A 24,386-nucleotide genomic window follows, 5' to 3' on the forward strand; every position below is an offset into this window, starting at 1 on the left:
CTGTCCAATAACGAGTTATATCATTTTATTATACCATAAAAAAGCCTTAAAAATCTATCAGATAGTAAGAAAAACCAAAGCTCAGACCACCATTTCACTAGTGAATCAAACTTTGATTTTCATTTATAGCCTTTTATCTCATCCCCATTTGAGCAAGTTTGGTTTGGTATTTATTTTGATCGACAAGAAGTCCTTGCCCTCCATAGACATCATAAGCATCTACCCAATCACCAAGTTCTGGGACGGTGAGTCTTTCAATTCCATTTTGAGCACCTTCTAGAACAGATAAGCCATTGGTCAACAAGAAGCTATACGGTAGATTTGTTGATGTCATGCCAAAGACTTTTCCAAGTGCCTCAGAACCTGTGAAGAGTTTGGTTGGATCTTTGATTTGCTCAAGAACTGCTGACATGACTTGTTGTTGTCTCTTGGTACGACCATAGTCCCCTTCATCATCATCACGGAAACGAGCATAGTTCAGCAAGGTGGATCCATTCATCTGCTGTTTTCCAACTTTGATGGTTTGAGTTGGGGACTCTGTCTCTGTTGCATGAAGGTCATCTCCAACTGTGGCTTCTGTCAAAGGTTGACCATTCAATGTTGAGAATTGGGCATCAATCGTTACTCCGTCAGGGAAGAGGGTATCAATGGCTGTTGCAAAGGCCTGGAAGTCAACTAGAGCATAGTACTTAATATCCAAATCAAAGTTGTCTTTTAGAACCTTGCGGACCATTTCAGCCCCTTTTTGCCCTTCTTGTTCCCCAAGTTCATAGGCAACATTTAGTTTGTTATCCATTTGTTTCTGGCCATTTACAATCTTACTATACCCGTCGATATAAACTAAGTTGTCACGCATAAAGCTGACTAGCTTGATCTTTTTATCCGATCCGCTGACATTCAGCACCATGATCGTATCGGTACGGGTTTCTGCACTATTTTGACCGATACGGCCATCTGTCCCCATGACTAGGATATTCACACCGTCTTTGGTATCCTGACCGTTAAAGACCTCTACTTGAGCCGCCTTGGCGTCAGCTGGCTTATTTGTTGGATTGGCCGCTGACTGGAATCCTCGAAGAAACATGAAAATCATCCCTGCAGCCACACATGTAATCAACAGCAAGAACCAAGTCAGTATTCGTTTGAAGCGAATTCTTCTTTTTTTCTTTTTGACTTTAGGCAGAGGAGCTACCTTTTCACGTCTCTTAGATCGACTTCTACTGCCATAAGTCGGAAGATCAATATCTCTACCCCAAGTTTCTTCTTTTTCCTCTTGGTAGAAATGGTGAACTTCAGACTTGGGACCTGTCATTTTTTGTTGCAGATAATCAAACTCCCTCCGTTCACGGTCGTTGAGGTAATGAATATTTTTGAAGAGATAGTCATAACGTAACTGCTCGTGATGACTTAAAGGATTTTCTTTGCTCATTGACTCTCCTTTTCTAAATCAGTTATGGTAAAAATCGGGTAAGTTCCCAGAATCTTGTGCTTGATCCCAATGGCCTCTAGTTCTTGTCTGGCAAAATGAACCAGTTCTTTGTCACTATAGTCTACATCGATAATGAAAAAGTATTCTCCCAAGGCTGTTTTAAGGGGGCGACTTTCAATCTTTGTTAAGTCAATCCCTCTCCAAGCAAAAGTCGAAAGTGCCTTGTAAAGAGCACCAGGTAGGTTGTCTGGTAAGGTCAAGGCCAAACTCATTTTTTCAGCTTGTGAGTTCAAAGGAATCTTCGGTATCTCTGCCCCTAACACCCAAAAACGTGTGAAATTGGCTTCCATTTCCTGAATATCCTCTGCAATCAATTCCAATCCATATTCTTCAGCTGAACTTTTAGGAGCAATAGCTGCGTATGGCTGGTCTGGATGCTCTGAAATAAAGCGAGCTGCATAGGCGGTACTGGCTGTTACCTCAATTTTGGCCTCTGGATAGTGCATATCGATGAATTTCTTTCCTTGAGCCAGAGCCTGAGGATGGGAAAAAATCTTCTCAATTTTTGACTGACCTGGAACTGCCATCAACTGCTGATGAATGGGTTGAACAATTTCTGCAACTGCTTGGATGCGAGCCTGATGAAAAAGGTAATCCAAGCTTTCATGGACACTACCTTCAATGGAGTTTTCAACTGGTACCACAGAATAGTCCACAAAACCCTGTTCATAGGCCTTGATGACATCTGTGATATTGGCAAAAGCCTGCAATTCCTCTTTGGGAAATGCTGTCTGCACAACATGATGCGAAAAAGATCCCTTGGGACCTAGATAGGCAATTTTCATCTCAGTTCCTCTATAATTTCCTCTGGGCTTAACTTGGTCACATCCAGAACTTGACTAGCTACTTCCTCATACCATGTCTGTCTTTCTTGGAAAATAGCTGCCAGTTCTTCCTTACTATTATTTAGAAACAGTGGGCGCTGATTGTCCTTATCAGCTGCGATACGTTGGTAGAGGGTTTCAAAATCTGCTTTTAGGTAGATGTTATCAGGATTTTGCTTGAGCACGTCACGATTTCTTCGAGAAATGACAACCCCTCCGCCAGTTGACACAACTCGGTCCGTTTTTAGTAAGGCAGCTAGGACTTCTGACTCTACTTGACGAAAGGCCACTTCTCCTTTTTCAACGAAGAAATCCGCAATGGACATGTCCAAACGTTCCTCGATTAAGGAATCCATATCAATGTAGTCTGGGGCCAACCCTCTAGCGATTGTCGACTTGCCTGCCCCCATAAATCCGAGTAATACCTTAGCCATGAATCAAGCTCTCCAAATCCTCAAAGAAGCTAGGATAGCTGGTATTGATGGCTTCAGCACGGTCAAGTTCCACTTCTCCATCCGCAACCAAGAGGGCTGCGATGGCTGTCATCATTCCGATTCGATGGTCACCAAACGTATTGACTCTAGCGCCATGAAGTCTTGATTTCCCTTTGATAATCATCCCGTCTGCTGTAGGAGTGATGTCCGCTCCCATGCTATTTAAGGCATCTGCCACCACCTGAATGCGGTCAGTTTCCTTGACCTTGAGTTCTTCAGCATCCTTAATAACTGTTACACCTTGGGCTTGGGTCGCTAGAAGGGCAATAATAGGCAATTCATCAATCAAACGGGGAATCAAGGATCCACCAATCTCTGTTCCTTTTAAGTCAGAATACTCGACAGTTAGGGTTGCTGATTTAGCAACTGGATCGATCTCAGTTATTTCTAATTTTCCTCCCATGGCGCGAATGACATCAATAATACCAGTACGCGTTTCGTTGATGCCCACATTCTGCAGCACTACACGAGAATTTGGAACGATCAAACCTGCGACTAGCCAAAAGGCTGCACTGGAAATATCTCCTGGAACAACCACTTTTTGTCCTGTCAATTTTTGCGGCCCTTGGACTGTGATCTTTTTGCCATCCACACTTAAATGGCCTCCAAATTGCTGAAGCATATCTTCGGTGTGGTTACGAGTACATTCTTTCTCGATAATAACGGACTCCCCCTGAGCCTGCAATGCTGCAAACATCAAGGCTGACTTGACTTGGGCAGAGGCAATTGGCAACTCATAGTGAATCGTTCTTAAATTTTTCGTCCCTTTGAGGCGAAGAGGAGGCAGGTCTCGCTCAGTTTGCCCCGAAATGCTAACGCCCATTTTTTTCAATGGAATCGTCACACGGTCCATAGGACGTTTAGAAAGACTATCATCTCCAAACATTTCTACTTCGAAGTCTGCACCAGCCAGGACACCTGAAATCAGGCGAATCGAGGTGCCAGAATTTCCCATATCAAGAGCATCTTGAGGAGCTTTTAAGCCATCCATGCCCACACCTTGAATGGTAATAACCCCATCTTTGTCCTCAATTTCAACACCAAGGTCACGAAAGACCTGCATGGTTGAGAGCACATCCTCTCCACGCAGAATATCATAAACCTTGGTCTCTCCCTCAGCCAAACTACCAAAAATAATCGAACGATGGCTGATAGACTTGTCACCTGGAACCCGGATACTGCCTTGTAAGTGGCGAATGTTTGTTTTTAGTTTCATAGTTGACCTCATACTTGCAATACTTTTTCTTATTTTATCACAAAAAAGCCAGAAATTCCTGAAATTTCTGGCTTTTATACAGATAAAATACTATTTCAATAATTCTGAAATAGGTTCAAAGACAATTTTTTCAATGTCCGAAAGGTAAATGGACAATTGTTGCTGTTTGGTAAAGAAATCTGACAAAAGAGCGTTCTCTTGGATTTGTTTGCTGAAAGACTGCATCTTTTCTTGGAAAGAGGCGTCTGGCATTTGTCCCGTTTGCGCCATGACTTGGATTTCTTGCTGGAAAGCGAGGTAGTCTGCAAAAATCTTGCTAGCTTGTTCATCAGCTTGGATGGCATCTTTTGCTGTCTTAACCGCCTTGTATTCTGGTAATTCACGTAACCCGCGGCTAAGTTCGTTTGCACTATCGTAAATATTTGACATGATTTTCTCCTTATTTGATGACGACTGTATAGTCTGTATTTTCTGTAATTAAGCGTTCAGCTCGTTCTAAATCTTGAGCATTTTTAAATGAAATTTGTAGAATCCCATGAACATCTTCACGGTTTTCTTCGTTGATGTGGATATTAACCAAAGAAGTCCCACGAAGTAATTCCAAAATCCGCAAGATAACATCTTCTTCATCGGGAACATCGACATAGAGGTCATAAGAACTGTCCACACCACCACGCTTATGGATTTCCATGGCCTGACGTTGCGCACGCGCTTGGTTGAAAAAGTTCCAGATTTGCTCTTCATCTCCCTTGCTGATGGCTTGTCCAACCTCATCTAGGCGCTCCTTGAAATCCGCAATTCGCTCTAGAATAGTCTCACGATTGGACAAGAGAATGGAAGTCCACATACCTGGCTCGCTTTCCGCAATGCGAGTCATATCTCGAAAACCACCCGCCGCAAAGCGCCTTGCCATCTCATGTTCCTGAGCATAGACCGCAGTCTGCTCCATGAGGCTGGAAGCCAGAATATGCGGAAAATGGCTAATCTGAGAAATCACCCGATCATGCTCCTTGGCATCAATCTCGATAAAGCGCGCATGAAGTCCTGAGAGCAAATCCTTCATTTCCTCAAGCGTATCTGGACTAGTCAAGCTTGATGGTGTGAATATATAATAGGCATTTTCAAAGAGATTAACATCCGCAGAGGCAGCCCCTGTCTTGTGGCTACCAGCCATGGGATGGGCCCCGACAAAGCGAACAGGTTTGCCAGACAAATACTCCTCCGCTGCTTCCACAATGGCTGACTTGGTTGAGCCTGCATCCGAGATAATGACGCCTTCTTTCAAGTCTAAATCTGCCAGCTCCTTAATAAAAGCAATGGTCTGTTTGATTGGCAAGGTCAGAATGATAACATCTGCTAGAGGAGCGAAACTGGCAAAATCATCCGTCGCACGGTCTATCATCCCCCGTTCCAAGGCAATATCTCTCGAAGCCTGACTGCGATTATAACCCAAAATTTCATAATCAGGATGATCACGCTTGATACCGAGCGCCATCGAAGCACCAATCAAACCAAGACCTGCGATATAGATGTTTTTTGCCATGAGGACTCCTTAATAGTTCTTTGTATAGTCTCGGTGCTTGGCAACTGCCTCTTTTAATTCTTCAAGATTATCTGAGGAGAATTTTTCAAGGATTTCTTGCGCCAGAACCGTTGCTACAACGGCTTCCATGACCACACCTGCAGCTGGAAGGGCGGTCGGATCACTTCTCTCCACGGTTGCCTTGTAAGGTTCGTGGGTTTCGATATCCACACTCATAAGTGGTTTGTAAAGAGTGGGAATGGGTTTCATAACTCCACGAACAACAATTGGTTGCCCATTGGTCATACCACCTTCAAAGCCACCCAGATTATTGGTACGACGAGTATAGCCGTCTTCTTTAGACCAGAGAATTTCATCCATGACCTGGCTGCCTTTTCGGTAACCAGCTTCAAAGCCAAGACCAAATTCCACCCCTTTAAAGGCATTAATAGAGACAACTGCTTGGGCCAATCTGGCTTCTAATTTTCTGTCCCATTGAACATAGGATCCAAGGCCAACTGGAACGCCTCCGACGACTGTCTCCACAACCCCACCGATGGTATCACCGTCACGTTTGATTTGGTCAATATAGTCCTTGATTTCTTGTTCTCGTTCTTGGTTGACAATAGAAACTTCAGACTGGGCAGCTCGTTCCTTAATCTCAGCCACTGTCAGATTTTCAGGTACATCGATTTCCTTGCCACCAAAGACCACGACATGATTGGCAATCTCCATATCCAGTTCAGCTAAGAGACGTTTGGCTACTGCTCCAACTGCTACTCGCATGGTTGTTTCACGAGCTGATGAACGCTCCAAAGAATTTCGCAAATCGTCAAAACGGTACTTGATGCCCCCAACCAAATCAGCATGACCTGGACGAGGATGAGTGATTTTCCGCTTGCTTTTAAGGCGGTCTTCAATGTCCTCCGCAGACATGATATCCAACCATTTTTGGTGGTCCTTATTGATGACATCCATGGTAATAGGAGCCCCTGTCGTCTTCCCGTGGCGAACGCCCGAAGTAAAGACAACCTGGTCACTCTCAATCTTCATACGACCACCACGACCGTAGCCACCCTGACGGCGTTTAAGGTCTCCATTAATATCCTCAGCTGTCAAAGGAAGTCCAGCTGGAATTCCTTCAATGATAGCCGTCAATCGAGGACCATGTGATTCTCCTGCAGTTAAATATCTCATACATTCTCCTTATTTTACCAAGTAGTCTTTCATCTCTTCCAGAGAAACTGGGTGAATGGTCGCTGAACCAAGCTCTGGTACCAAGACCAGTTTCAAGGTGTTGCCACGCGCTTTCTTATCATGAGTCAAAGCCTGATAGAGCTTTTTAACATCCCAGTTCTCATAGTCAACTGGCAAACCAAATTTCTGGCACATCTCTCTAATGGACTGGGTTATTCCTTCTGGCATAAGACCTTTTTCCTCAGCAACCTTGGAAATCTGCACCATTCCCATGGCCACGGCCTCACCATGCATGACCTTGCCATAACCGGCCGTTGCTTCGATAGCATGGCCAATAGTGTGCCCAAAATTGAGGTAAAGGCGAACACCGTTATCCAACTCATCCTCAACCACCATCTTGCGCTTCACCTGACAAGAATGTTCAATCAAAGTCTCCGCATGTTCCAGTATACTCTCAACAGAACCATCCAGGTTCGTTAAGAGAGCCCAAAGTTCTGGATCCTCAATCAAGCCATACTTGATAACCTCACCCATCCCTTCAATCAACTCTCTTTTCCCGAGTGTTTCAAGGACAAGCGGGTCAATCAGAACCCCATCCGGTTGGGCAAAGGTCCCCACCATATTCTTAGCAAAAGGAGTATTGACACCTGTCTTTCCGCCGATAGAAGAATCAACCTGAGCAGTCAAACTAGTCGGAATCTGAACAAAGTGAATCCCCCGCATATAGGTAGAGGCTACGAAACCAGCCAGGTCCCCAACGACACCACCACCTAGAGCCACGATTCCATCGCTACGAGTCAGACCTTGCTTGACTAAAAATTCATAGACCTTCTGAACAGTTGTTAAATTTTTTCGTTCTTCGCCTTCTAAAAAGTCAAATACTGCTACCTGAAAACCAGCATCTTCTAGGCTGAGTTTAACCTTCTCTGCATAGAGAGAAGCTACATGGTTATCAGTCACGATAACCACTTTTTGCGGTTGCCAGAGTTCTCGCAACCACTGACCTGCTTGCGATAGACAACCTTTTTCAATTTGAATATCATAAGGATGATGCGGAATATCGATTCTGATTTTCATAGTAGGGTCTCCTTTTCACTATTTATATTTTTCTGTTAAGGACTGCCAAATCTCGTCTGTTGGCATTTCTTTACCTGTCCACAGTTGAAAAGCTTCAGCAGCTTGATAGAGTAACATCCCCAGGCCATTGACGGCTAGATTGCCCTGACTTCTAGCCCATTTCAAAAATGGCGTCTCAAAGGGTTGGTAAATAATATCTGCCACCAAGAGAGTTTCTGGTAAGACTATGCTTTCAGGAACTGGGGATGATTTGCCATCCATGCCCACACTGGTGGCATTGACTAGTAAGTGCGAATCGGCAATCCTTGATTGCAGTTCAGAAACATCTTCTAAAGCATACAAGTGCACTTTAAAGCCTGTCAGTTCCTGCAACTTATCTAGGTAAGGTCTTGTTTTTTCCATAGAAACTGAACGAACAAAAACTGAAATTTGACTGACGCCATCCAAAATGGCTTGTGCCAAGATTGATTTGGCCGCACCACCTGCGCCCAGAATGGTCATTTTCTTATCCGAGATTGTAAAAGAAGGCAAGCTCTTAAAAAATCCCTTGCCATCTGTATTATATCCAATTAACGTTCCGTCTTGATTAACAACTGTGTTGGCCGCCCCAATCAAACGAGCCTCATCGCTCAACTCATCCAGATAAGGAATCACTTGCTCCTTGTAAGGCATAGACAGGTTAATTCCAAACATCTGGTAACGGCGAATATTGGCGACTGTTTCTGCCAAGTCACCCGCTTCAATCTCCCAAGCCACATAGACACCATTGGTAGCTGTCGCCTCAAAGGCCCTATTATGGATAAAAGGTGAAATAGAGTGTTTGATGGGATTGGCAACAACTGCAGCTAAACGTGTATAGCCATCAAGCTTCATCCAAAATCTCCCTGATTTTTTTCATGTTAGCCAATGAAATCTGACCTGGGGCACTCGCTTCATCCAGACTAGCAAATGACCAACTTGAACCCGTCACATCTGAAGTAATGCGCGATACCTTGCCCATTTTCCCCATGGAAATGGTCACGTACTCTTGCTCAGGATTGAGTGTCTTAAATCCTCGTGTGTAGTTCATCAGGTCTAAAACATCCTGCTCCGTATGGGCCATAACTGATACCTTGACCACCTTTGGAGAGAGACTGGTCAACTCCGACAGGATTTCCATCATATTTTCAGGTGTCTCCTGGAAATTATGATAGCTCAATACGAGATTTGGAAAATCCAACATTTCCTCAAAAACATCCTTGTAGCTGTAGTACTCGAAATCAATATAGTCTGGTTGATAGAGTTGCGCCACTTCCTTGATAATTTGAACATACTCTTCTGAGAAAAGTTCGATTTCTCCTCCCTCAGCGCGAGTCCGAAGGGTAAAGACCAGTTCGCGTCCTGCAAATTTCTCAAAGATAGCGGGTGCTACCTGTAAAATAGCGTCCTTTGCAAGAAAGTCCGCACGCCACTCAATGATATCGGCATCTTCATACCTAGTGGCATCCAGTTCTTGCGCTTCTTCTAAACTTCTTGGCATTACTGAGACGACTAATTTCATTTACTAACCTTCATACTAATCACCTTGAGGTAATTACTGCTTTCATCTTTTTTATTATAGGCAAAGTCTGCTGGAAGACCATATTGGTTCAAGATCTGATACCTTCTTCCTGCAAAACCTTTATCAATTTGTTCTGTAAATTTCTGGTGGGAAACATTGGCAGCATTAGTACTGGCAATGATAATCCCTCCCGGATTTAAAATCTCAAGACTCTGAGAAATCAGCTTGTGATAATCCTTAGCTACAGAGAATGTTTGTTTTTTATTCCGTGCAAAGCTCGGCGGATCTAGAACAATCACATCATAGGTCAAACCCTTTCGCTTGGCATACTTGAAATATTCAAAGACATCCATAACGATAAAACGATGATTGTCCGTGCTGAGTCCATTTGCCTGAAAATGAGCTTCTGATAGCTCTCTGGACCGTTTGGCCAAGTCGACAGAAGTCGTCTCACTGGCACCTCCCATAGCTGCAGCAACTGAAAAGGCAGCCGTATAGGAAAACATATTGAGTAAGGATTTGCCCATGGCTAGACCATCAACCAAACTCCCACGGACCTCATGTTGGTCTAGGAAAATACCTGTCATCAAGCCATCATTCATAAAGACTTGATAGAGCACGCCATTCTCAAGAACAGTAAAATAGTCTGGCGCTTCCTCACCATAAACATGGGCAGACTCGTAGTCTAGACCTTTAAAACGAATCTTCTCATAAGCCCCCAGGACCTCAGGAAAAACTTCCTTAAAAGCCTTTACTATCAACTTCCGAATCTGGTAAACAAAGGAGTTGTACCACGAAAAGACAGCATAATCTCCGTAGAGATCAACAGTCAGACCGCCAAAGCCATCCCCCTCTTGGTTAAAAAGGCGAAAGGCAGTAGTCAGGTCATCCTGATAATAAGGCTTTCTAACTTCCTTGGCCTTACGAAACAGAGCTTCAAAAAAGATTTGGTTAAAGCTAACCTTTTCTTTACTGACCATCCAGCCGATGCCTTTGTTCTGCTGAGAAAGATAGGCACTCCCTAAAAACTTCCCGTCTTGACTAAGAACTTCTACTGCCTGATCTGTCAGATCAATATCTGTTAAATCACTTGCTTCCAAAAGAACTAGACCCTTAGCTAGCTTTTTTTCAACACGTCTGCTGACCCTAATTCTATTCATAGCTACTATTATAGCAAATTTTATGACAATTCTCAAAAAAGAAACCGCTTATCCATTTTTACTTTAGTTTACTAAGTGCCATTTTTGTTAAAACAAGTTTATTCCATTTACTTTTTCACCAAAACATCTTTTCCCTTATAATGGAAGGAGAGATTCTATTCGCTAAAAATAGACAATTCTAGAAATGAGTATAGAAAATTGCGCAAACGTTTGCCTAGTTCTAAACTTTATGGTAGAATAAAACACAACATTGATAAGCAAGAGGAAAAACAATGCAAAATCAGACACTTATGCAGTACTTTGAATGGTATCTGCCTCACGACGGCCAACACTGGACGCGACTGACAAATGATGCAGAGCACCTAGCCCATCTGGGAATTAGCCACGTCTGGATGCCACCAGCCTTCAAGGCTACAAATGAAAAAGATGTGGGTTATGGGGTATATGACCTATTTGACCTAGGTGAATTTCACCAAAAAGGGACTGTCCGCACCAAGTATGGGTTTAAAGAAGACTATCTTCAAGCCATTCAATCCCTAAAGGCTCAGGGAATTCAACCTATGGCCGATGTGGTGCTCAATCACAAGGCTGCTGCCGATCACATGGAAGCCTTTCAGGTTATTGAAGTGGACCCTGAGGATCGTACCGTTCAACTAAGTGAGCCATTTACTATCAATGGCTGGACCCACTTCACCTTCGATGGTCGCCAAGACACCTACAATGACTTCCACTGGCACTGGTACCACTTTACTGGCACAGACTATGATGCCAAACGTCGTAAGTCTGGCATTTACCTGATACAAGGAGACAATAAAGGTTGGGCGAATGAGGAATTGGTCGATAATGAAAACGGAAACTACGACTACCTCATGTACGCTGACCTAGACTTTAAGCATCCTGAAGTCATCCAAAATATCTATGACTGGGCTGACTGGTTCATGGAAACGACTGGTATTGCTGGTTTCCGTTTAGATGCCGTCAAACACATCGACTCTTTCTTTATGCGCAATTTCATCCGTGATATGAAGGAAAAATATGGTCAAGATTTCTATGTTTTTGGTGAATTTTGGAATCCAGATAAAGAAGCCAACCTAGACTATCTCGAAAAAACAGAGGAACGTTTTGACCTTGTCGATGTTCGTCTCCACCAGAATCTCTTTGAAGCCAGTCAAGCTGGAGCAAGCTACGACCTCCGTACTATCTTTACTGATAGCTTGGTTGAACTCAAGCCTGACAAGGCTGTCACTTTCGTTGACAACCATGATACTCAACGAGGACAAGCCCTTGAGTCTACTGTTGAAGAATGGTTCAAACCAGCAGCCTATGCTCTTATTCTATTACGCAAAGATGGGCTTCCATGTGTCTTTTACGGAGATTATTACGGTATTTCAGGGCAATATGCTCAACAAGATTTCAAAGAAGTTCTTGATCGTCTCCTAGCCATCCGAAAAGACTTGGCCTATGGAGAGCAAACAGACTACTTTGATGATACTCACTGTATCGGATGGGTCCGTTCAGGTGCTGAACATCAATCCCCAATCGCTGTCCTTATCTCAAATGACCAAGAAAACAGCAAGTCTATGTTTGTTGGTCAAGAATGGGCTAACCAAACCTTTGTAGATTTACTTGGAAATCACCAAGACCAAGTCACAATTGATGCTGAAGGTTATGGAGAATTTCCGGTAGCCGCGGGTTCAGTCAGTGTCTGGGCAACAAAATAAACCTATCAGTTACAAGTCAAATCCAACCGGATTTGGCTTTTTTGTATGCACAAAAAGACCTACCCAAATGGATAGATCTTTATTGTCTTATAATTTACCAGCTACTGCATCCAAGAGTTCTTGGATTTTTGCTTGGTTGCTTCCTCCTGCCATGGCCATGTCTGGTTTACCACCACCACGTCCATCGACGATTGGAGCCAATTCTTTGATCAGGTTTCCTGCGTGTACATCTTTAGTCTTGCTTGCTACGAGGACATTGACCTTGTCACCAATAGCGGCAACTAGGACAAGCACATCAGAGTAGTCTTTTTGTTTCCATTTGTCCGCAAAGGTACGAAGGGCACCTGCATCTGATACAGAAACTTGGCTTGCAATGTAACGGTGACCGTTTGCTTCTTGAACATTCTTAAAGACATCACCTGCTGCCGCTGCCGCTGCTTTTTCTTTCAACTCAGCATTTTCTTTTTGGAGCTGACGAAGTTGTTCTTGAAGTCCTTCAACCTTATGAGGTACTTCTTTGAGTTGAGGTGCTTTCAAGGTTGCTGCGACTGCTTTCAGAGCGTCTTCTTGTTCACGATAGGCTTCAAAGGCTTCCTTACCAGTCACTGCCAAGATACGGCGAGTTCCTGAACCGATTCCTTCTTCTTTGACAATCTTGAAGAGACCAATCTCAGAAGTATTGCCAACGTGGGTACCACCACAAAGCTCGATAGAGTAGTCACCGATAGTAACAACACGGACTTCTTTACCATACTTCTCACCAAAGAGGGCCATAGCTCCCATTTCTTTAGCGGTATCAATATCTGTCTCAACAGTTTCTACAGCAATTGCTTCCCAGATTTTCTCATTGACTTGTTGTTCAATGGCGCGCAATTCTTCAGAAGTTACTGCTTGGAAGTGTGTGAAGTCAAAGCGAAGGAATTCGACTTCGTTCAGAGATCCTGCTTGTGTCGCATGGTTTCCAAGGATATTGTGAAGGGCCGCATGGAGTAAGTGAGTTGCTGTGTGGTTTTTCATGACACGGTGACGACGATTGGTGTCGATGGCCAAGGTGTATTCTTGGTTCAAAGCAAGTGGTGCAAGAACTTCAACCGTGTGAAGAGCTTGTCCGTTTGGCGCTTTTTGAACATCTATCACTGTAGCAACAAGGTTTCCTGCAGCATCCAAGATTTGACCATGGTCCGCTACTTGTCCACCCATTTCAGCGTAGAATGGAGTTTCCGCAAAGAACAGGGAGGCAGTTCCTTCTGACACAGCTTCTACTTCAGCGTTTTCAGCTACGATAGCCACCAACTTAGAAGGCAATTGGCTGGCATTGTAGTTGAAGACACTTTCCACTGTAATGTTTTGAAGGGTTTCATTTTGCATTCCCATTGAGCCACCTTTGACAGCTGACGCACGCGCACGTTCTTGCTGCTCTTTCATGGCTGCTTCAAAACCTTCACGGTCTACAGTCATCCCAGCTTCTTCAGCGATTTCTTCTGTCAATTCAACTGGGAATCCGTATGTATCGTAGAGTTTGAAGACATCTGAACCAGCGATAACGCTTTGTCCTTTAGCTTTCAAGTCAGCTACAATGGTTTCTGCAAAGTGTTGACCTGAGTGAAGGGTACGAGCAAATGACTCTTCTTCGCTCTTCACGATTTTCTCGATAAAGTCCCGTTTTTCAAGCACTTCTGGGTAGTAGCTTTCCATGATTTTTCCAACAGTTGGAACGAGTTTGTAAAGGAAAGGCTCGTTGATGCCCAATTTTTGACCGTGCATAGACGCGCGACGGAGGAGACGGCGAAGGACATAACCACGACCTTCATTTCCAGGAAGGGCACCATCACCGATGGCAAATGAAAGAGAACGGATATGGTCAGCAATGACCTTGAAGCTCATGTTGTCGCCATCTTGGTCATAAACCTTACCAGACAATTTCTCAACTTCACGGATGATTGGCATGAAGAGGTCTGTTTCAAAGTTTGTCTTAGCCCCTTGAATAACGGCCACCAAACGCTCCAAACCAGCGCCCGTATCAATGTTCTTGTGTGGCAATTCCTTGTACTCACTACGAGGTACGGCTGGGTCAGCGTTAAATTGTGACAAAACGATGTTCCAGATTTCGATGTAACGGTCGTTTTCGATATCTTCTGCAAGCAGGCGAATACCGATGTTTTCTGGGTCAAAGGCTTCTCCACGGTCAAAGAAGATTTCTGTATCAGGTCCAGAGGGTCCAGCACCGATTTCCCAGAAGTTATCTTCGATTGGAATCAAGTGGCTTGGATCCACTCCTACTTCAATCCAGCGGTTGTAAGAATCTTTATCGTCTGGATAGTAGGTCATGTACAGTTTATCAGCTGGAAAATCAAACCATTCAGGACTTGTCAAAAGCTCATAAGCCCAAGTGATGGCTTCATCGCGGAAGTAATCTCCGATTGAGAAGTTCCCCAACATTTCAAACATGGTATGGTGACGCGCAGTTTTCCCTACATTTTCAATATCGTTAGTACGGATAGCTTTTTGCGCATTGGTAATACGTGGATTTTCAGGGATAATGGTTCCGTCAAAGTATTTCTTAAGGGTTGCTACCCCAGAGTTAATCCACAAAAGAGTTGGGTCGTTTACTGGAACCAAGCTCACTGATGGTTCTACAGAGTGACCTTTGCTTGCCCAGAAATCTAGCCACATTTGGCGAACTTGAGCACTAGATAGTTGTTTCATAATATCTCCTTATTTACTTGTTTAATTTGATTGGCTTTCCAGCATCTCCACATAGTCAATCGCGACACAAAGGGAAATGACCAAATCTGCATACGAGTCTTCATAGACGGTTACGGTGTAGGTTGAGGTCAAATGGAAAATTTCTTTCCGAATCTCGGCAATCACTTGGTCGCGGTCATCCAGCAATTTGAAATTCAAATCCCAGATATTGCCCTCGATACGAAGCCCTAGATTGTCAAACTCATACTTATCTCGCCAGAAGGTCAACTTCTTGCGAATGACGAAATTGGAACCGTTTCGTAACTGGATAGTAAAGCGAGGAAGCAAAGTGAAAAATTCTTTACTAATCTCACTGACTTGCTCACCATAGGCGTCATAGATGGTAAAGGTCTTAGGAATTTGGAAAAATGATCCCTCCACCTGATAGTTCACTACTCCTCTATCATCCTTGATATCGAAGCGTTCGCCTCCAAGACGAAACTTTTGTTTGACAAGAAATGTCTTCATAAACACCTCCAAAAATCAAAAGACAAGTCCATATCACGAAGGGCGAAAAACCGCGGTACCACCTTCATTCAATGAACTTGTCATTCTCTTGTTCTTATGCAATTGTCTGATTGAGTAGCATGATTTCCTAGCTTAGATGGCTCGCAGCACCGCCAATTCTCTGGGCTAAGTTGATTGAAAATCAATTCTCAACTTTCTTATTATATCGTTTTTGGAGGAGTTCGTCAAGGTTGATGACAACGAATCATAAACTTCTGCATTAACCTCTTAATTTATCTAGATCTACTTTGTGATGTTTGAGTATTTTGGGGCTTATAAATTGAAATTTTAATTCGTGTACGTTTCAAATCAACTTTCTCTCCAGCTTTTGGGGTTTGAGATACTACTGTTCCTTCAGCAGTACCCTCAGGAGCACTGGAAACTTCTACTACTTCAATATTAGCTTCTTTTATACCTACAATGTTAGTTAAATTATTTTTTGTAAACTCTAAACTTGAACCTGCATAATTTGGCATTGTAGCACTAGTTCGCTCTTTTGCAACAGTAAAAGTAATATCTGATGAATCATTCAAATCATATAAAGTCCCCTCTAACAAACTCTGACGTAAAATTGTACCAGGAGAATATTCATCACTTTCCTCTTCTTCAACTTTTATATGATCCTCAGTAATTTTTTTACTCTTCAATTCATCTATAGCAGCCGAGACTTTTCGACCAATGTAGTTTCCAATATATACTTTTGATACCTGTGAACTAGAAGAGGCAGAACTTGTAGATGAAGTTTGTTTATCTTTAGATTTATTTCCACCAAGAGAAGCTTGCTTTGTAGAACTTGTGGAGGTTGCTGAATTAGATGATTGAGTTGATTGCTTAGTACTGTTATGAGATGATTTAGACCTGCTCATACCTATGAAAAAAGTTCCAATTATCACTAATAAAAGTAAGCTTATAGCTATTCCGAAAAACCACTTTATTCTACTTATTTTCTGTCTACGACGCTCTAATAATTCATTCTGTTCTATTTCTTGCTGTTGTTTTAATTGAAATTGCTCTGTAGCTAATCGTTGTCTTTCTGCTTCTCTTTCTTTCTCCAACAAATACTCATTCCAGTCAGCTTCTGCTTCTGCTAGGAGTATCTGAATTCTTCCTCTCTCATCTTCAGTTTCAGCTTTGGCCCACAGTTTTTTTAAATCAAATATATTATCTTTATATTGTTGCTCTTTACGTAGTTCTAACTCTCTTTCATGTCTAAATTTCTCATCCCATTGGCGCTGACGTTCTAGTTCATTTCTCTCCTGTAATGCCTCATTCTGCTTCCAAGCAAGACGATTTTGTTCATCTAGTGCTGCCTGTTGTTTTTGGTTAGAAAATTGCTGTTCCCATCTCTGTTGTTCCAACAAGTTATTCTGTCTTTTTAGCTCTTGATTCAATTCTTCTTCTCGACGAGCTTTTTCCCAATCATTCAGATTATTCATATTCCCTCCTAGTTCGCATTATAACCATGTTCCCTAGATTTTAAAACTTCTTTCCACCAGGATTCACGTTTTAAAACAAACTTATCATCTATTTTACCGTTATAGTTTTCCAATACAGAGTATTGAAAATTTTCTTTAACGTAATTCAACCCTTGTTTTTCAACCAAAATCCTAAGTTCTTTATTGCCACCATGTCCATTATCCACATAGGATTGCCAACGTTGTAAAAGCATACCATAGTTTGAAGTTGCTGAGCCTACATATAATTTACCATTCTGCTTATCCGTAATAAGATAAACAGCTTTTTGATTTTCTAAAGCAGTTATCCAATCTTTTTTTCTCAAACGTAAACTCAATTCTAATTCTTTGTAAGATAAAGAAATATTATCATATCCTGGAAATTCTTCTCCTCCAAATGAATCTGATAACAATTGCTCTATCACAAGTTTTTCCTTACAAGTTGTATACTTTAGAACTGAACCTCTAGATTCTTTTCTGTACCGAATAATTAGACGACCAAAAAGGGCTGAATATTCCTTTAGTTCAATTCCTTCATAATTTTGTCCTCCAGTAACAAAAAGTTCCTTACTCACTTCTTTTATAGTAGTTAATAACCATTTGTTATTATCAATCTTAATGAAATTTATGACAATATCTCCAACATTGAAATATCGCTTATTTGTTCTCCAAAATAAGTTGTAGTTATTAATTATTTCTTCGTCTCTCAAATAGGTCTGAATTGGATTTTCGCCCGTCCAATTATTAAATTTTACCTTGAATTTCCATTGATTTTGTTCACTTATATTCAAAATATCGTTTAACTTTAAATCCATAATAAAATTTAACACCTCATTATATTTAATTAAATTTGTATTTCTCATATGTTATTATACAAAAAAGCATAGTTAGGGTCAAACTTTTATAAGTTGTTTTTAATTATAGTTACCAACACAAAAACGAACCAGCTTAACTGATTCGTTTCATAACTGCTAACCTCTACTTCCGATACATTTTAAATTGTAAGAAGAGGTCGCTATATTTTCCTGTCCATTTATGGTCAAATTTCTCATAAACTTCTAGGTGTTTCATGGTATCAGCGTCTGGATAGAAGGATTTGTCCTCACGAGTCTCCTCTGGGAGCATTTCCTTGGCTGGTAGGTTTGGTGTTGAGTAGCCTACATACTCGGCATTTTTCAGAGCATTTTCGGGTTTCAACATAAAGTTGATAAAGGCATAGGCTGCATCTTGGTTTTTCACGGTTTTTGGAATGACCATGTTATCAAACCAGAGATTGCTAGCCTCAGTCGGAACGACATACTTGAGATTAGGATTTTTCTCCAACATCTGGCTGGCTTCTCCTGAGAAGGTCACACCAATAGCAGCATTGTTCTGGATCATGTAACCCTTCATCTCGTCCGCCACAATGGCCTTGATATTTGGAGTCAGTTTATAGAGCTTATCCACTGTTTCTTCCAACTGCTGAGGATCCTTAGAGTTGAGGCTGTAACCAAGTGAGTTAAGCCCGAGTCCCAGCACCTCGCGCGCCCCATCAAAGAGCATGATGGAATCCTTGTATTCTGGTTTCCAGAGGTCATCCCAATGCTCAGGCGCCTCATCTATCATGGTTTCATTGTAAACAATTCCCAAGGTTCCCCAGAAGTACGGGATGGAGAATTTGTTGCCCGGGTCAAAAGACTGGTTGAGGAACTCAGGTCCGATATTTTCGATTCCTTCAATTTTTGAATAATCAAGAGGAACTAAGAGGTCTTCGTCCTTCATCTTGTTGATCATGTATTCACTTGGGATGGCAATGTCGTAGGTTGTCCCACCCTGCTTGATCTTGGTATACATGGCTTCGTTAGAGTCAAAGGTCTCGTACTGGACTTGGATCCCTGTTTCTTCGGTGAATTGCTCCAAGAGTTCGGGATCAATGTAGTCTCCCCAGTTGTAGATAACCAATTTCTGACTATCTCGACTGTTGATTTTACTGTCTAGATGATGAGCAACTCCCCACAAGACAAGGATAATCGCTGCAATTCCTGCTAAAAATGAATAGAGTTTTTTCATGCTTGCTCCTCCTTCTCACGTGAGATAAAGTAATAGCCTACAACTAGGATAATACTAAAGAGAAAGACAAGTGCAGACAGGGCATTGATCTCTAACGAAATTCCCTTACGAGCACGAGAATAAATCTCGACTGAGAGGGTTGAAAAGCCATTCCCTGTCACAAAGAAGGTTACGGCAAAGTCATCTAGCGAATAGGTGAAGGCCATGAAATAACCTGCAATGATAGACGGAGTCAGGTAAGGAAGCATGATTTCCTTGAACATCTGAAACTGGCTAGCACCAAGATCATAAGCCGCATGAATCATGTCATCATTCATCTCCTTGAGACGAGGCAAGACCATCAAGACTACGATAGGAATCGAAAAAGCCACGTGACTAGATAGAACCGTCAAAAAGCCAAGTGAAAACTTAAGCTGGGTAAAGAGAATCAAGAAGCTAGCACCAATCATAACGTCAGGCGCAACCATGAGGATATTATTCAGTGATAAAAAGGCTTCTTGGTATTTCTTACGAGACTGGTAGATATAGATAGCTCCGAAAGTCCCGATAATGGTCGCAATTAAGGCTGATAGAAAGGCCAAGAAAAAGGTTTGAGTGAGGATCAACATGAGACGACCATCACCAAACATGGTTTTAAAATGGCTCAAGCTAAAACCAGTAAAACTGTTCATATCATCACCAGCATTAAAGGCATAGCCAATCAAGTAAAAAATTGGCAAATAAAGGATGATAAAGACAAAGGCTAGGTAGAGATTGGCAAATTTTTTCATCGTTCTCTCCTTTCCTTGGTCACCCACATGGTGATGAACATGGTCAGGATGAGGATCACACCGATGGTAGAACCCATACCGTAGTTGTCATTGGTCAGGAAGTTCTGCTCAATAGCCGTTCCCAGCGTGATCACGCGGTTCCCCCCAATCAAACGTGTCAACATAAAAAGACTCAAACTAGGGATAAAGACAGATTGAACCCCACTTCTCACTCCATTCATCGATAGAGGGAAGATAACATGGCGGAAGGTTTCCCATTTGGTCGCCCCCAAGTCATAACTGGCATTGATAAGATTGTTATCCATATCGTCCAAGACGTTGAAAATCGGCAAAATCATAAATGGAAGCTCGATGTAGCTTGCGACAAAGATAAAGGAGAAATCCGTAAAAAGCAACTGTTGCGAACCAATTCCGATGAATTCCAAGAATTGGTTAATAGACCCATTCTGACCAAAAATTCCTATAAAGGCATAGGCCTTAAGAAGCAGATTGATCCAGGTTGGTAAGATAATCAGCATGAGCCAGAGTTGACGGTGCTTGAGACGGGTCAAAAAGAGAGCTGTTGGATAGCTGATGAGAAGCGTCACCATGGTCACAATCCCAGCATAGAGCACAGAGTTGAAGCTCATTTTGAGATAGGTCAAGTTTTGTGACGCAAAGTAGGATTTATAGTTTTCTAAACTAAACTGGCCTTCGATGTTGAAAAAGGATTGTCCAAAAATCAAGACCAAGGGTGCGAGAACAAAGAGGGCGATCCAAAGCATATAGGGCACTACAAAGAGTTTAGAGGTTGTTTTCTTCATCTCTTTCCTCCTCGATCGCGTTAATCAGACCTGCTTCTTGCTCTTCGATTTCTACGTATTCTTCAATACGAGCATCGAACTCTTCTTCGGTTTCGTTGAGACGCATGATGTGGATGTCTTCTGGTTCAAAGTCCAGACCGATTTCCTCACCCACAATGGCCTTACGAGTCGAGTGGATCATCCATTCATTTCCGAGCTCGTCATAGGCGATAATCTCGTAATGAACCCCACGGAAAAGCTGAGTATCCACCTTGACTTGGAGCTTGCCTTCTTCAGGAAGGGTAATGCGCAAGTCTTCTGGACGAATGACAACCTCAACAGGCTCATTTGGCTTCATCCCCCCATCGACCGCTTCAAAGCGTTTGCCGTTAAACTCAACCAAGTAGTCTTCAATCATGGTTCCTGGCAAGATATTTGACTCACCGATAAAGGTGGCAACAAAGTGGTTGATTGGCTCATCATAGATGTCCACAGGCGTTCCAGACTGAACAATCTCGCCATCATTCATAACGAAAATCCAGTCACTCATAGCCAGAGCTTCTTCCTGATCATGAGTGACAAAGACAAAGGTAATTCCCAATCGTTGTTGCAATTCACGCAGTTCGTACTGCATGTCTGTTCGCAATTTCAAGTCCAGCGCTGACAAGGGCTCGTCCAGCAAGACCACACGGGGTTGGTTGATGATAGCACGGGCAATGGCTACACGCTGGCGTTGTCCACCAGAGAGTTTACGGATGGAACGCTTCTCGTAACCTTCCAACTGAACAATCTTGAGAACTTCCGCTACGCGTTGTTCGATTTCTTTCTTGTCGATTTTACGCAAGCGGAGTGGAAAGGCAACATTTTCAAACACATTCATATGTGGAAATAAGGCATAGGATTGGAAGACCGTATGGACGTCTCGCTTGTTGGTTGGGATGTCATTGATCCGCACCCCATCCAGTAAAATATCCCCTGTCGTCGCATCCAGTAAACCTGCAATGATGTTTAGAATGGTTGATTTTCCTGAACCAGATGCACCCAAAAGAGTGTAAAACTTCCCTTCTTCCAACTCAAAGTTAATGTCTTTGAGAACCTTGGTGTTGCTGTCTTCAAAAACTTTAGAGACGTTTTTGAATTCAATAATTGGTTTTTTCAATTGTCATAAATTCCTTCTTTTTCATAAATTAACAGATCATGGCTCTGTCAGGCCGCTACTACCTCGTGTAGGAGATTAAACTGCCTACATACATCTTCACTCACGATAGGCTTTCACCCCCTTTACAATGGTTATAGCAGCAACTTTTCTACCCCAACCTTATTCCTTCTCACCCAAGATTCGGACTTCTCTTTCAAGAGTGACACCTGAGTGTTCCTTGACTTTTTTGATAACAGATTGGATCAAGTCCTCGTAGTCTTTGGCCGTTCCGTCAGCAACATTGATCATAAAACCGGCATGCTTCTCAGATACTTCCACACCACCGATTCGATAGCCCTTCAGGCCAGCTTCTGAGATCAACTGACCTGCAAAATGCCCGACTGGACGCTTAAAGACTGAACCACAAGATGGATATTCTAAAGGTTGTTTAAGTTCACGTAGGTGCGTCAAGCGTTCCATTTCTTGCTTGATAATCTGATGATTTCCTGGAGATAGGGCAAATTTAGCTGACAAAACAACAGCTCCAGAATCTTGAACAGCTGAATGACGGTAACCAAAAGCCAATTCCTTGGCAGATAAGGTCTCGATTTCCCCTCCCTTGGTCAAAACTTGACAAGACTGCAAGATATGAGCAATCTCTCCTCCATAGGCACCCGCATTCATAAAGACTGCTCCACCGACGCTCCCTGGAATGCCACAGGCAAACTCGAAACCAGTCAAACTATGACGAAGGGCAATACGTGTCGTTTCAATCAAGTTGGCCCCAGCTTCCGCTTCAATGGTATAACCATCAACTGAAACGTTATTGAGCTTGTCACACAAGATGACAAATCCACGAATTCCACCGTCACGAACGATAATATTGCTGGCGTTTCCTAGCACCATCCAAGGAATATTCTCTTGATTGGCAAATTGAACGACACGCGCCATCTCATAGCGATTGCGTGGCAAAACCAGATAATCCGCTCGACCTCCGACCTTGGTATAGGTATAGGTCTTCAAGGGTTCCTTGAAACGAATATCAATTCCTTCTAATTGTTCTTGTATTTTAGTTACTAATGTCATATCTCTCATCCTTTTGTAAAGTCATTTCATTATACCATTTTTAAAGGCTTTTGACGAACCGAAAAATGGAAGTATCAAAGCATTGCATAAAAAAAGAGGTGAACCTCTTTTTATGATGATTTTTTCCAAAATGTAGATTTTGTAAGCCAGACAAAGGCAAGTACTTCTACAAGAAGAATGCCCTCCACTAGAAGTGGATTTGCAATCCAGCCCACTTGAGATAGAGCTGGAGCTAAGTCGAACAAGGCATGTAATCCATAGGCAGCAATGAGATAGATCCATTTCTTTTGACGGACACTTTGATAGACCCAGACAGTAAGGCTAATTTGGAGAACCAGAGCAAGCACACGCTCAACCCCTAGTAGATAAACCTGCCATACAGAAAGAGACTGAACCGTTTCGAGTGTAGACTTTGGAAGGAGATTGGCTACATCAGTATTTGAAGACTGGATGAGTGAAAAGAGAATCAAAAGACTGATCAAGCTTCCCATTCCGAGATAGAGCATTTCCAAGCCCCCATGTCCCAAACCATAAGCCAAAGCATCTCTATCTTCCAACTTTCTCTTTTTCTCCAACCATTTAAAAAAGACAAGACGAGCTGTTTCCTCAAAGAGGGCTGCCATAGCGATTCCATAAAGGACGTATAAGAAAGGCTGCTCCTGCATGAGCGGAATGGCTCCATCTTTTTGCGGATGGAGTACCAGAAGATGAACCATCTTCTCTAACACTTGAGAAGAAACAAAAAATGCGATTGCCCCCAAGCCCATCACTGCAAGAGAGATTTTAAACCGTTTTTTGGCATACCAAGTTCCACCTACTAGAATGAGAACTAAAGCGATCATGGTGAGGATAATATGTACTGTCATCTTTTTCTCCTATTCTGACTTATCAATATCTTTCTTCATCTCGTCAACGTTAAATTTCGCAAATAAATACTGGCGATCTTGGACTGGAAAACGTTGGTCCAACTGGTCGACTGCCCCAACCTCGATCATTCCTTCTTTGATAACAAAGTCCATCACATGCCCACCAAAGGTCAAATCATCTGAGATAAAATGCAAATGGTAGCCTGCAACACTCACTCCATGGAAAATCTCTGGTGTCCAAAATCCAACAATAGTTCCCGATACATTTTCACGGCTATATTCAGGTTGGTGAGTCGCGACATCAGCAAACTTGGTATCAGGTGTGGATTTGGGAATCATCCGCACATGCATTTGTGAAAATTCACCATGAATCTTGATGGAACGAAAAAGATTTTCCCCATCATAGTAGGACTCAATTCGCTTTTCCAATTCCTTATCCGTCATCTCAAAGCGCTGACGAAAAATCACTTCTGCCTGATGAGGGACCACTGCTGCATAGGGAATAAGAGCATCCGCTGCCACCTCGACGATTTCAGGCGTTTGACCAGACCCCTTGGCTTGATAAGCCTTGCCATCAAGGACAATCAACTCCCCATCAATCGAATCAAGGGTTCCCAAACCGAGGTCACCATGTTCCAGTAATTCTCCCACTGTCATGGTTCCACCATAGAGACCTGCCATTAGGGCACCTAGAGTATTGTATTGAAATAATTTAACCGGTTCCTGCACTTTTCTATCCATTCTCTTTC

The 24,386-nt window shown here is 42.6% G+C and carries 23 protein-coding genes; 1 reads left to right on the top strand and 22 read right to left on the bottom strand.

What is annotated here, in order from left to right; all coding sequences use genetic code 11:
* Positions 1 to 133: 133 nt before the first annotated feature.
* The 11 genes from HMPREF1516_RS06350 to HMPREF1516_RS06400 all read right to left on the bottom strand — a co-directional run bounded on the left by HMPREF1516_RS06350 (position 134) and on the right by HMPREF1516_RS06400 (position 10,519).
* The gene (locus HMPREF1516_RS06350) at positions 134 to 1,429 is read right to left on the bottom strand and encodes an LCP family protein (protein WP_033606092.1); all 1,296 of its coding nucleotides are present in this window, start codon (positions 1,427 to 1,429) and stop codon (positions 134 to 136) included.
* The gene (gene pheA, locus HMPREF1516_RS06355) at positions 1,426 to 2,274 is read right to left on the bottom strand and encodes a prephenate dehydratase (RefSeq protein WP_033606093.1); all 849 of its coding nucleotides are present in this window, start codon (positions 2,272 to 2,274) and stop codon (positions 1,426 to 1,428) included. The genes HMPREF1516_RS06350 and pheA overlap by 4 nt, the downstream gene beginning before the upstream one ends.
* A complete protein-coding gene (locus tag HMPREF1516_RS06360) occupies positions 2,271 to 2,747 on the bottom strand; it encodes a shikimate kinase (protein ID WP_033606094.1) in 477 nt (158 codons plus the stop codon). Before HMPREF1516_RS06360 ends, pheA begins: the two co-directional genes overlap by 4 nt.
* Complete coding sequence (gene aroA / locus HMPREF1516_RS06365; RefSeq protein WP_033606095.1) at positions 2,740 to 4,023, bottom strand: 3-phosphoshikimate 1-carboxyvinyltransferase; 1,284 nt, start codon at positions 4,021 to 4,023, stop codon at positions 2,740 to 2,742. Before aroA ends, HMPREF1516_RS06360 begins: the two co-directional genes overlap by 8 nt.
* A 90-nt stretch (positions 4,024 to 4,113) precedes the next feature.
* The gene (locus HMPREF1516_RS06370; RefSeq protein WP_033606096.1) at positions 4,114 to 4,452 is read right to left on the bottom strand and encodes a YlbF/YmcA family competence regulator; all 339 of its coding nucleotides are present in this window, start codon (positions 4,450 to 4,452) and stop codon (positions 4,114 to 4,116) included.
* Positions 4,453 to 4,462: 10 nt separating this feature from the next.
* Positions 4,463 to 5,566 (bottom strand): prephenate dehydrogenase, encoded by a 1,104-nt coding sequence (locus HMPREF1516_RS06375; RefSeq protein ID WP_033606097.1) that lies wholly within the window; start codon positions 5,564 to 5,566, stop codon positions 4,463 to 4,465.
* Positions 5,567 to 5,575: 9 nt separating this feature from the next.
* A complete protein-coding gene (gene aroC, locus HMPREF1516_RS06380) occupies positions 5,576 to 6,742 on the bottom strand; it encodes a chorismate synthase (RefSeq protein ID WP_033606098.1) in 1,167 nt (388 codons plus the stop codon).
* A gap of 9 nt (positions 6,743 to 6,751) precedes the next feature.
* Positions 6,752 to 7,819: a 3-dehydroquinate synthase gene (aroB, locus tag HMPREF1516_RS06385; protein WP_033606099.1), complete on the bottom strand. Its 1,068-nt coding sequence runs from the start codon at positions 7,817 to 7,819 to the stop codon at positions 6,752 to 6,754.
* Positions 7,820 to 7,837: 18 nt separating this feature from the next.
* Entirely contained in the window at positions 7,838 to 8,692 is an 855-nt protein-coding gene (locus HMPREF1516_RS06390; RefSeq protein WP_033606100.1) for a shikimate dehydrogenase, read from the bottom strand.
* Positions 8,682 to 9,359, bottom strand: a complete 678-nt coding sequence (gene aroD / locus HMPREF1516_RS06395) for a type I 3-dehydroquinate dehydratase (RefSeq protein WP_000780372.1) — start codon at positions 9,357 to 9,359, stop codon at positions 8,682 to 8,684. The genes HMPREF1516_RS06390 and aroD overlap by 11 nt, the downstream gene beginning before the upstream one ends.
* The gene (locus tag HMPREF1516_RS06400) at positions 9,356 to 10,519 is read right to left on the bottom strand and encodes a class I SAM-dependent rRNA methyltransferase (RefSeq protein WP_033606101.1); all 1,164 of its coding nucleotides are present in this window, start codon (positions 10,517 to 10,519) and stop codon (positions 9,356 to 9,358) included. The genes aroD and HMPREF1516_RS06400 overlap by 4 nt, the downstream gene beginning before the upstream one ends.
* A gap of 272 nt (positions 10,520 to 10,791) precedes the next feature.
* Between HMPREF1516_RS06400 and HMPREF1516_RS06405 the strand changes: the two genes are divergently transcribed.
* On the top strand, positions 10,792 to 12,240 hold the full coding sequence (locus tag HMPREF1516_RS06405) for an alpha-amylase (protein ID WP_001181083.1): 1,449 nt from the start codon (positions 10,792 to 10,794) through the stop codon (positions 12,238 to 12,240).
* A gap of 87 nt (positions 12,241 to 12,327) precedes the next feature.
* Here HMPREF1516_RS06405 and alaS read toward each other — a convergent pair whose 3' ends face one another.
* The 11 genes from alaS to budA form a co-directional block, all read right to left on the bottom strand.
* Entirely contained in the window at positions 12,328 to 14,946 is a 2,619-nt protein-coding gene (gene alaS / locus HMPREF1516_RS06410) for an alanine--tRNA ligase (RefSeq protein ID WP_033606102.1), read from the bottom strand.
* A 21-nt stretch (positions 14,947 to 14,967) separates the two neighbouring features.
* Positions 14,968 to 15,453 (bottom strand): LURP-one-related/scramblase family protein, encoded by a 486-nt coding sequence (locus tag HMPREF1516_RS06415; protein WP_000847087.1) that lies wholly within the window; start codon positions 15,451 to 15,453, stop codon positions 14,968 to 14,970.
* Positions 15,454 to 15,725: 272 nt separating this feature from the next.
* The gene (locus HMPREF1516_RS10230; protein WP_033606103.1) at positions 15,726 to 16,928 is read right to left on the bottom strand and encodes a PASTA domain-containing protein; all 1,203 of its coding nucleotides are present in this window, start codon (positions 16,926 to 16,928) and stop codon (positions 15,726 to 15,728) included.
* Positions 16,929 to 16,936: 8 nt separating this feature from the next.
* On the bottom strand, positions 16,937 to 17,761 hold the full coding sequence (locus HMPREF1516_RS06425; RefSeq protein WP_033606104.1) for a GIY-YIG nuclease family protein: 825 nt from the start codon (positions 17,759 to 17,761) through the stop codon (positions 16,937 to 16,939).
* Positions 17,762 to 17,924: 163 nt separating this feature from the next.
* Positions 17,925 to 18,995: an ABC transporter substrate-binding protein gene (locus tag HMPREF1516_RS06430; RefSeq protein ID WP_033606105.1), complete on the bottom strand. Its 1,071-nt coding sequence runs from the start codon at positions 18,993 to 18,995 to the stop codon at positions 17,925 to 17,927.
* Complete coding sequence (locus HMPREF1516_RS06435) at positions 18,992 to 19,765, bottom strand: ABC transporter permease (protein WP_000712716.1); 774 nt, start codon at positions 19,763 to 19,765, stop codon at positions 18,992 to 18,994. Before HMPREF1516_RS06435 ends, HMPREF1516_RS06430 begins: the two co-directional genes overlap by 4 nt.
* The gene (locus tag HMPREF1516_RS06440) at positions 19,762 to 20,568 is read right to left on the bottom strand and encodes an ABC transporter permease (RefSeq protein ID WP_000754120.1); all 807 of its coding nucleotides are present in this window, start codon (positions 20,566 to 20,568) and stop codon (positions 19,762 to 19,764) included. Before HMPREF1516_RS06440 ends, HMPREF1516_RS06435 begins: the two co-directional genes overlap by 4 nt.
* The gene (locus HMPREF1516_RS06445) at positions 20,549 to 21,706 is read right to left on the bottom strand and encodes an ABC transporter ATP-binding protein (RefSeq protein WP_033606106.1); all 1,158 of its coding nucleotides are present in this window, start codon (positions 21,704 to 21,706) and stop codon (positions 20,549 to 20,551) included. The genes HMPREF1516_RS06440 and HMPREF1516_RS06445 overlap by 20 nt, the downstream gene beginning before the upstream one ends.
* Positions 21,707 to 21,865: 159 nt before the next feature.
* Complete coding sequence (murB, locus tag HMPREF1516_RS06450; protein ID WP_000177101.1) at positions 21,866 to 22,771, bottom strand: UDP-N-acetylmuramate dehydrogenase; 906 nt, start codon at positions 22,769 to 22,771, stop codon at positions 21,866 to 21,868.
* A gap of 110 nt (positions 22,772 to 22,881) precedes the next feature.
* Positions 22,882 to 23,637: a YhfC family intramembrane metalloprotease gene (locus HMPREF1516_RS06455; RefSeq protein WP_000215871.1), complete on the bottom strand. Its 756-nt coding sequence runs from the start codon at positions 23,635 to 23,637 to the stop codon at positions 22,882 to 22,884.
* A gap of 9 nt (positions 23,638 to 23,646) precedes the next feature.
* Positions 23,647 to 24,378, bottom strand: coding sequence for an acetolactate decarboxylase (gene budA, locus HMPREF1516_RS06460; RefSeq protein WP_000375405.1), 732 nt, complete (start codon positions 24,376 to 24,378; stop codon positions 23,647 to 23,649).
* Between the last annotated feature and the right edge of the window lie 8 nt (positions 24,379 to 24,386).

Source organism: Streptococcus sp. CM6, from assembly GCF_000526095.1.
In the GTDB taxonomy this organism is placed as follows: Bacteria; Bacillota; Bacilli; order Lactobacillales; family Streptococcaceae; genus Streptococcus; species Streptococcus oralis_BW.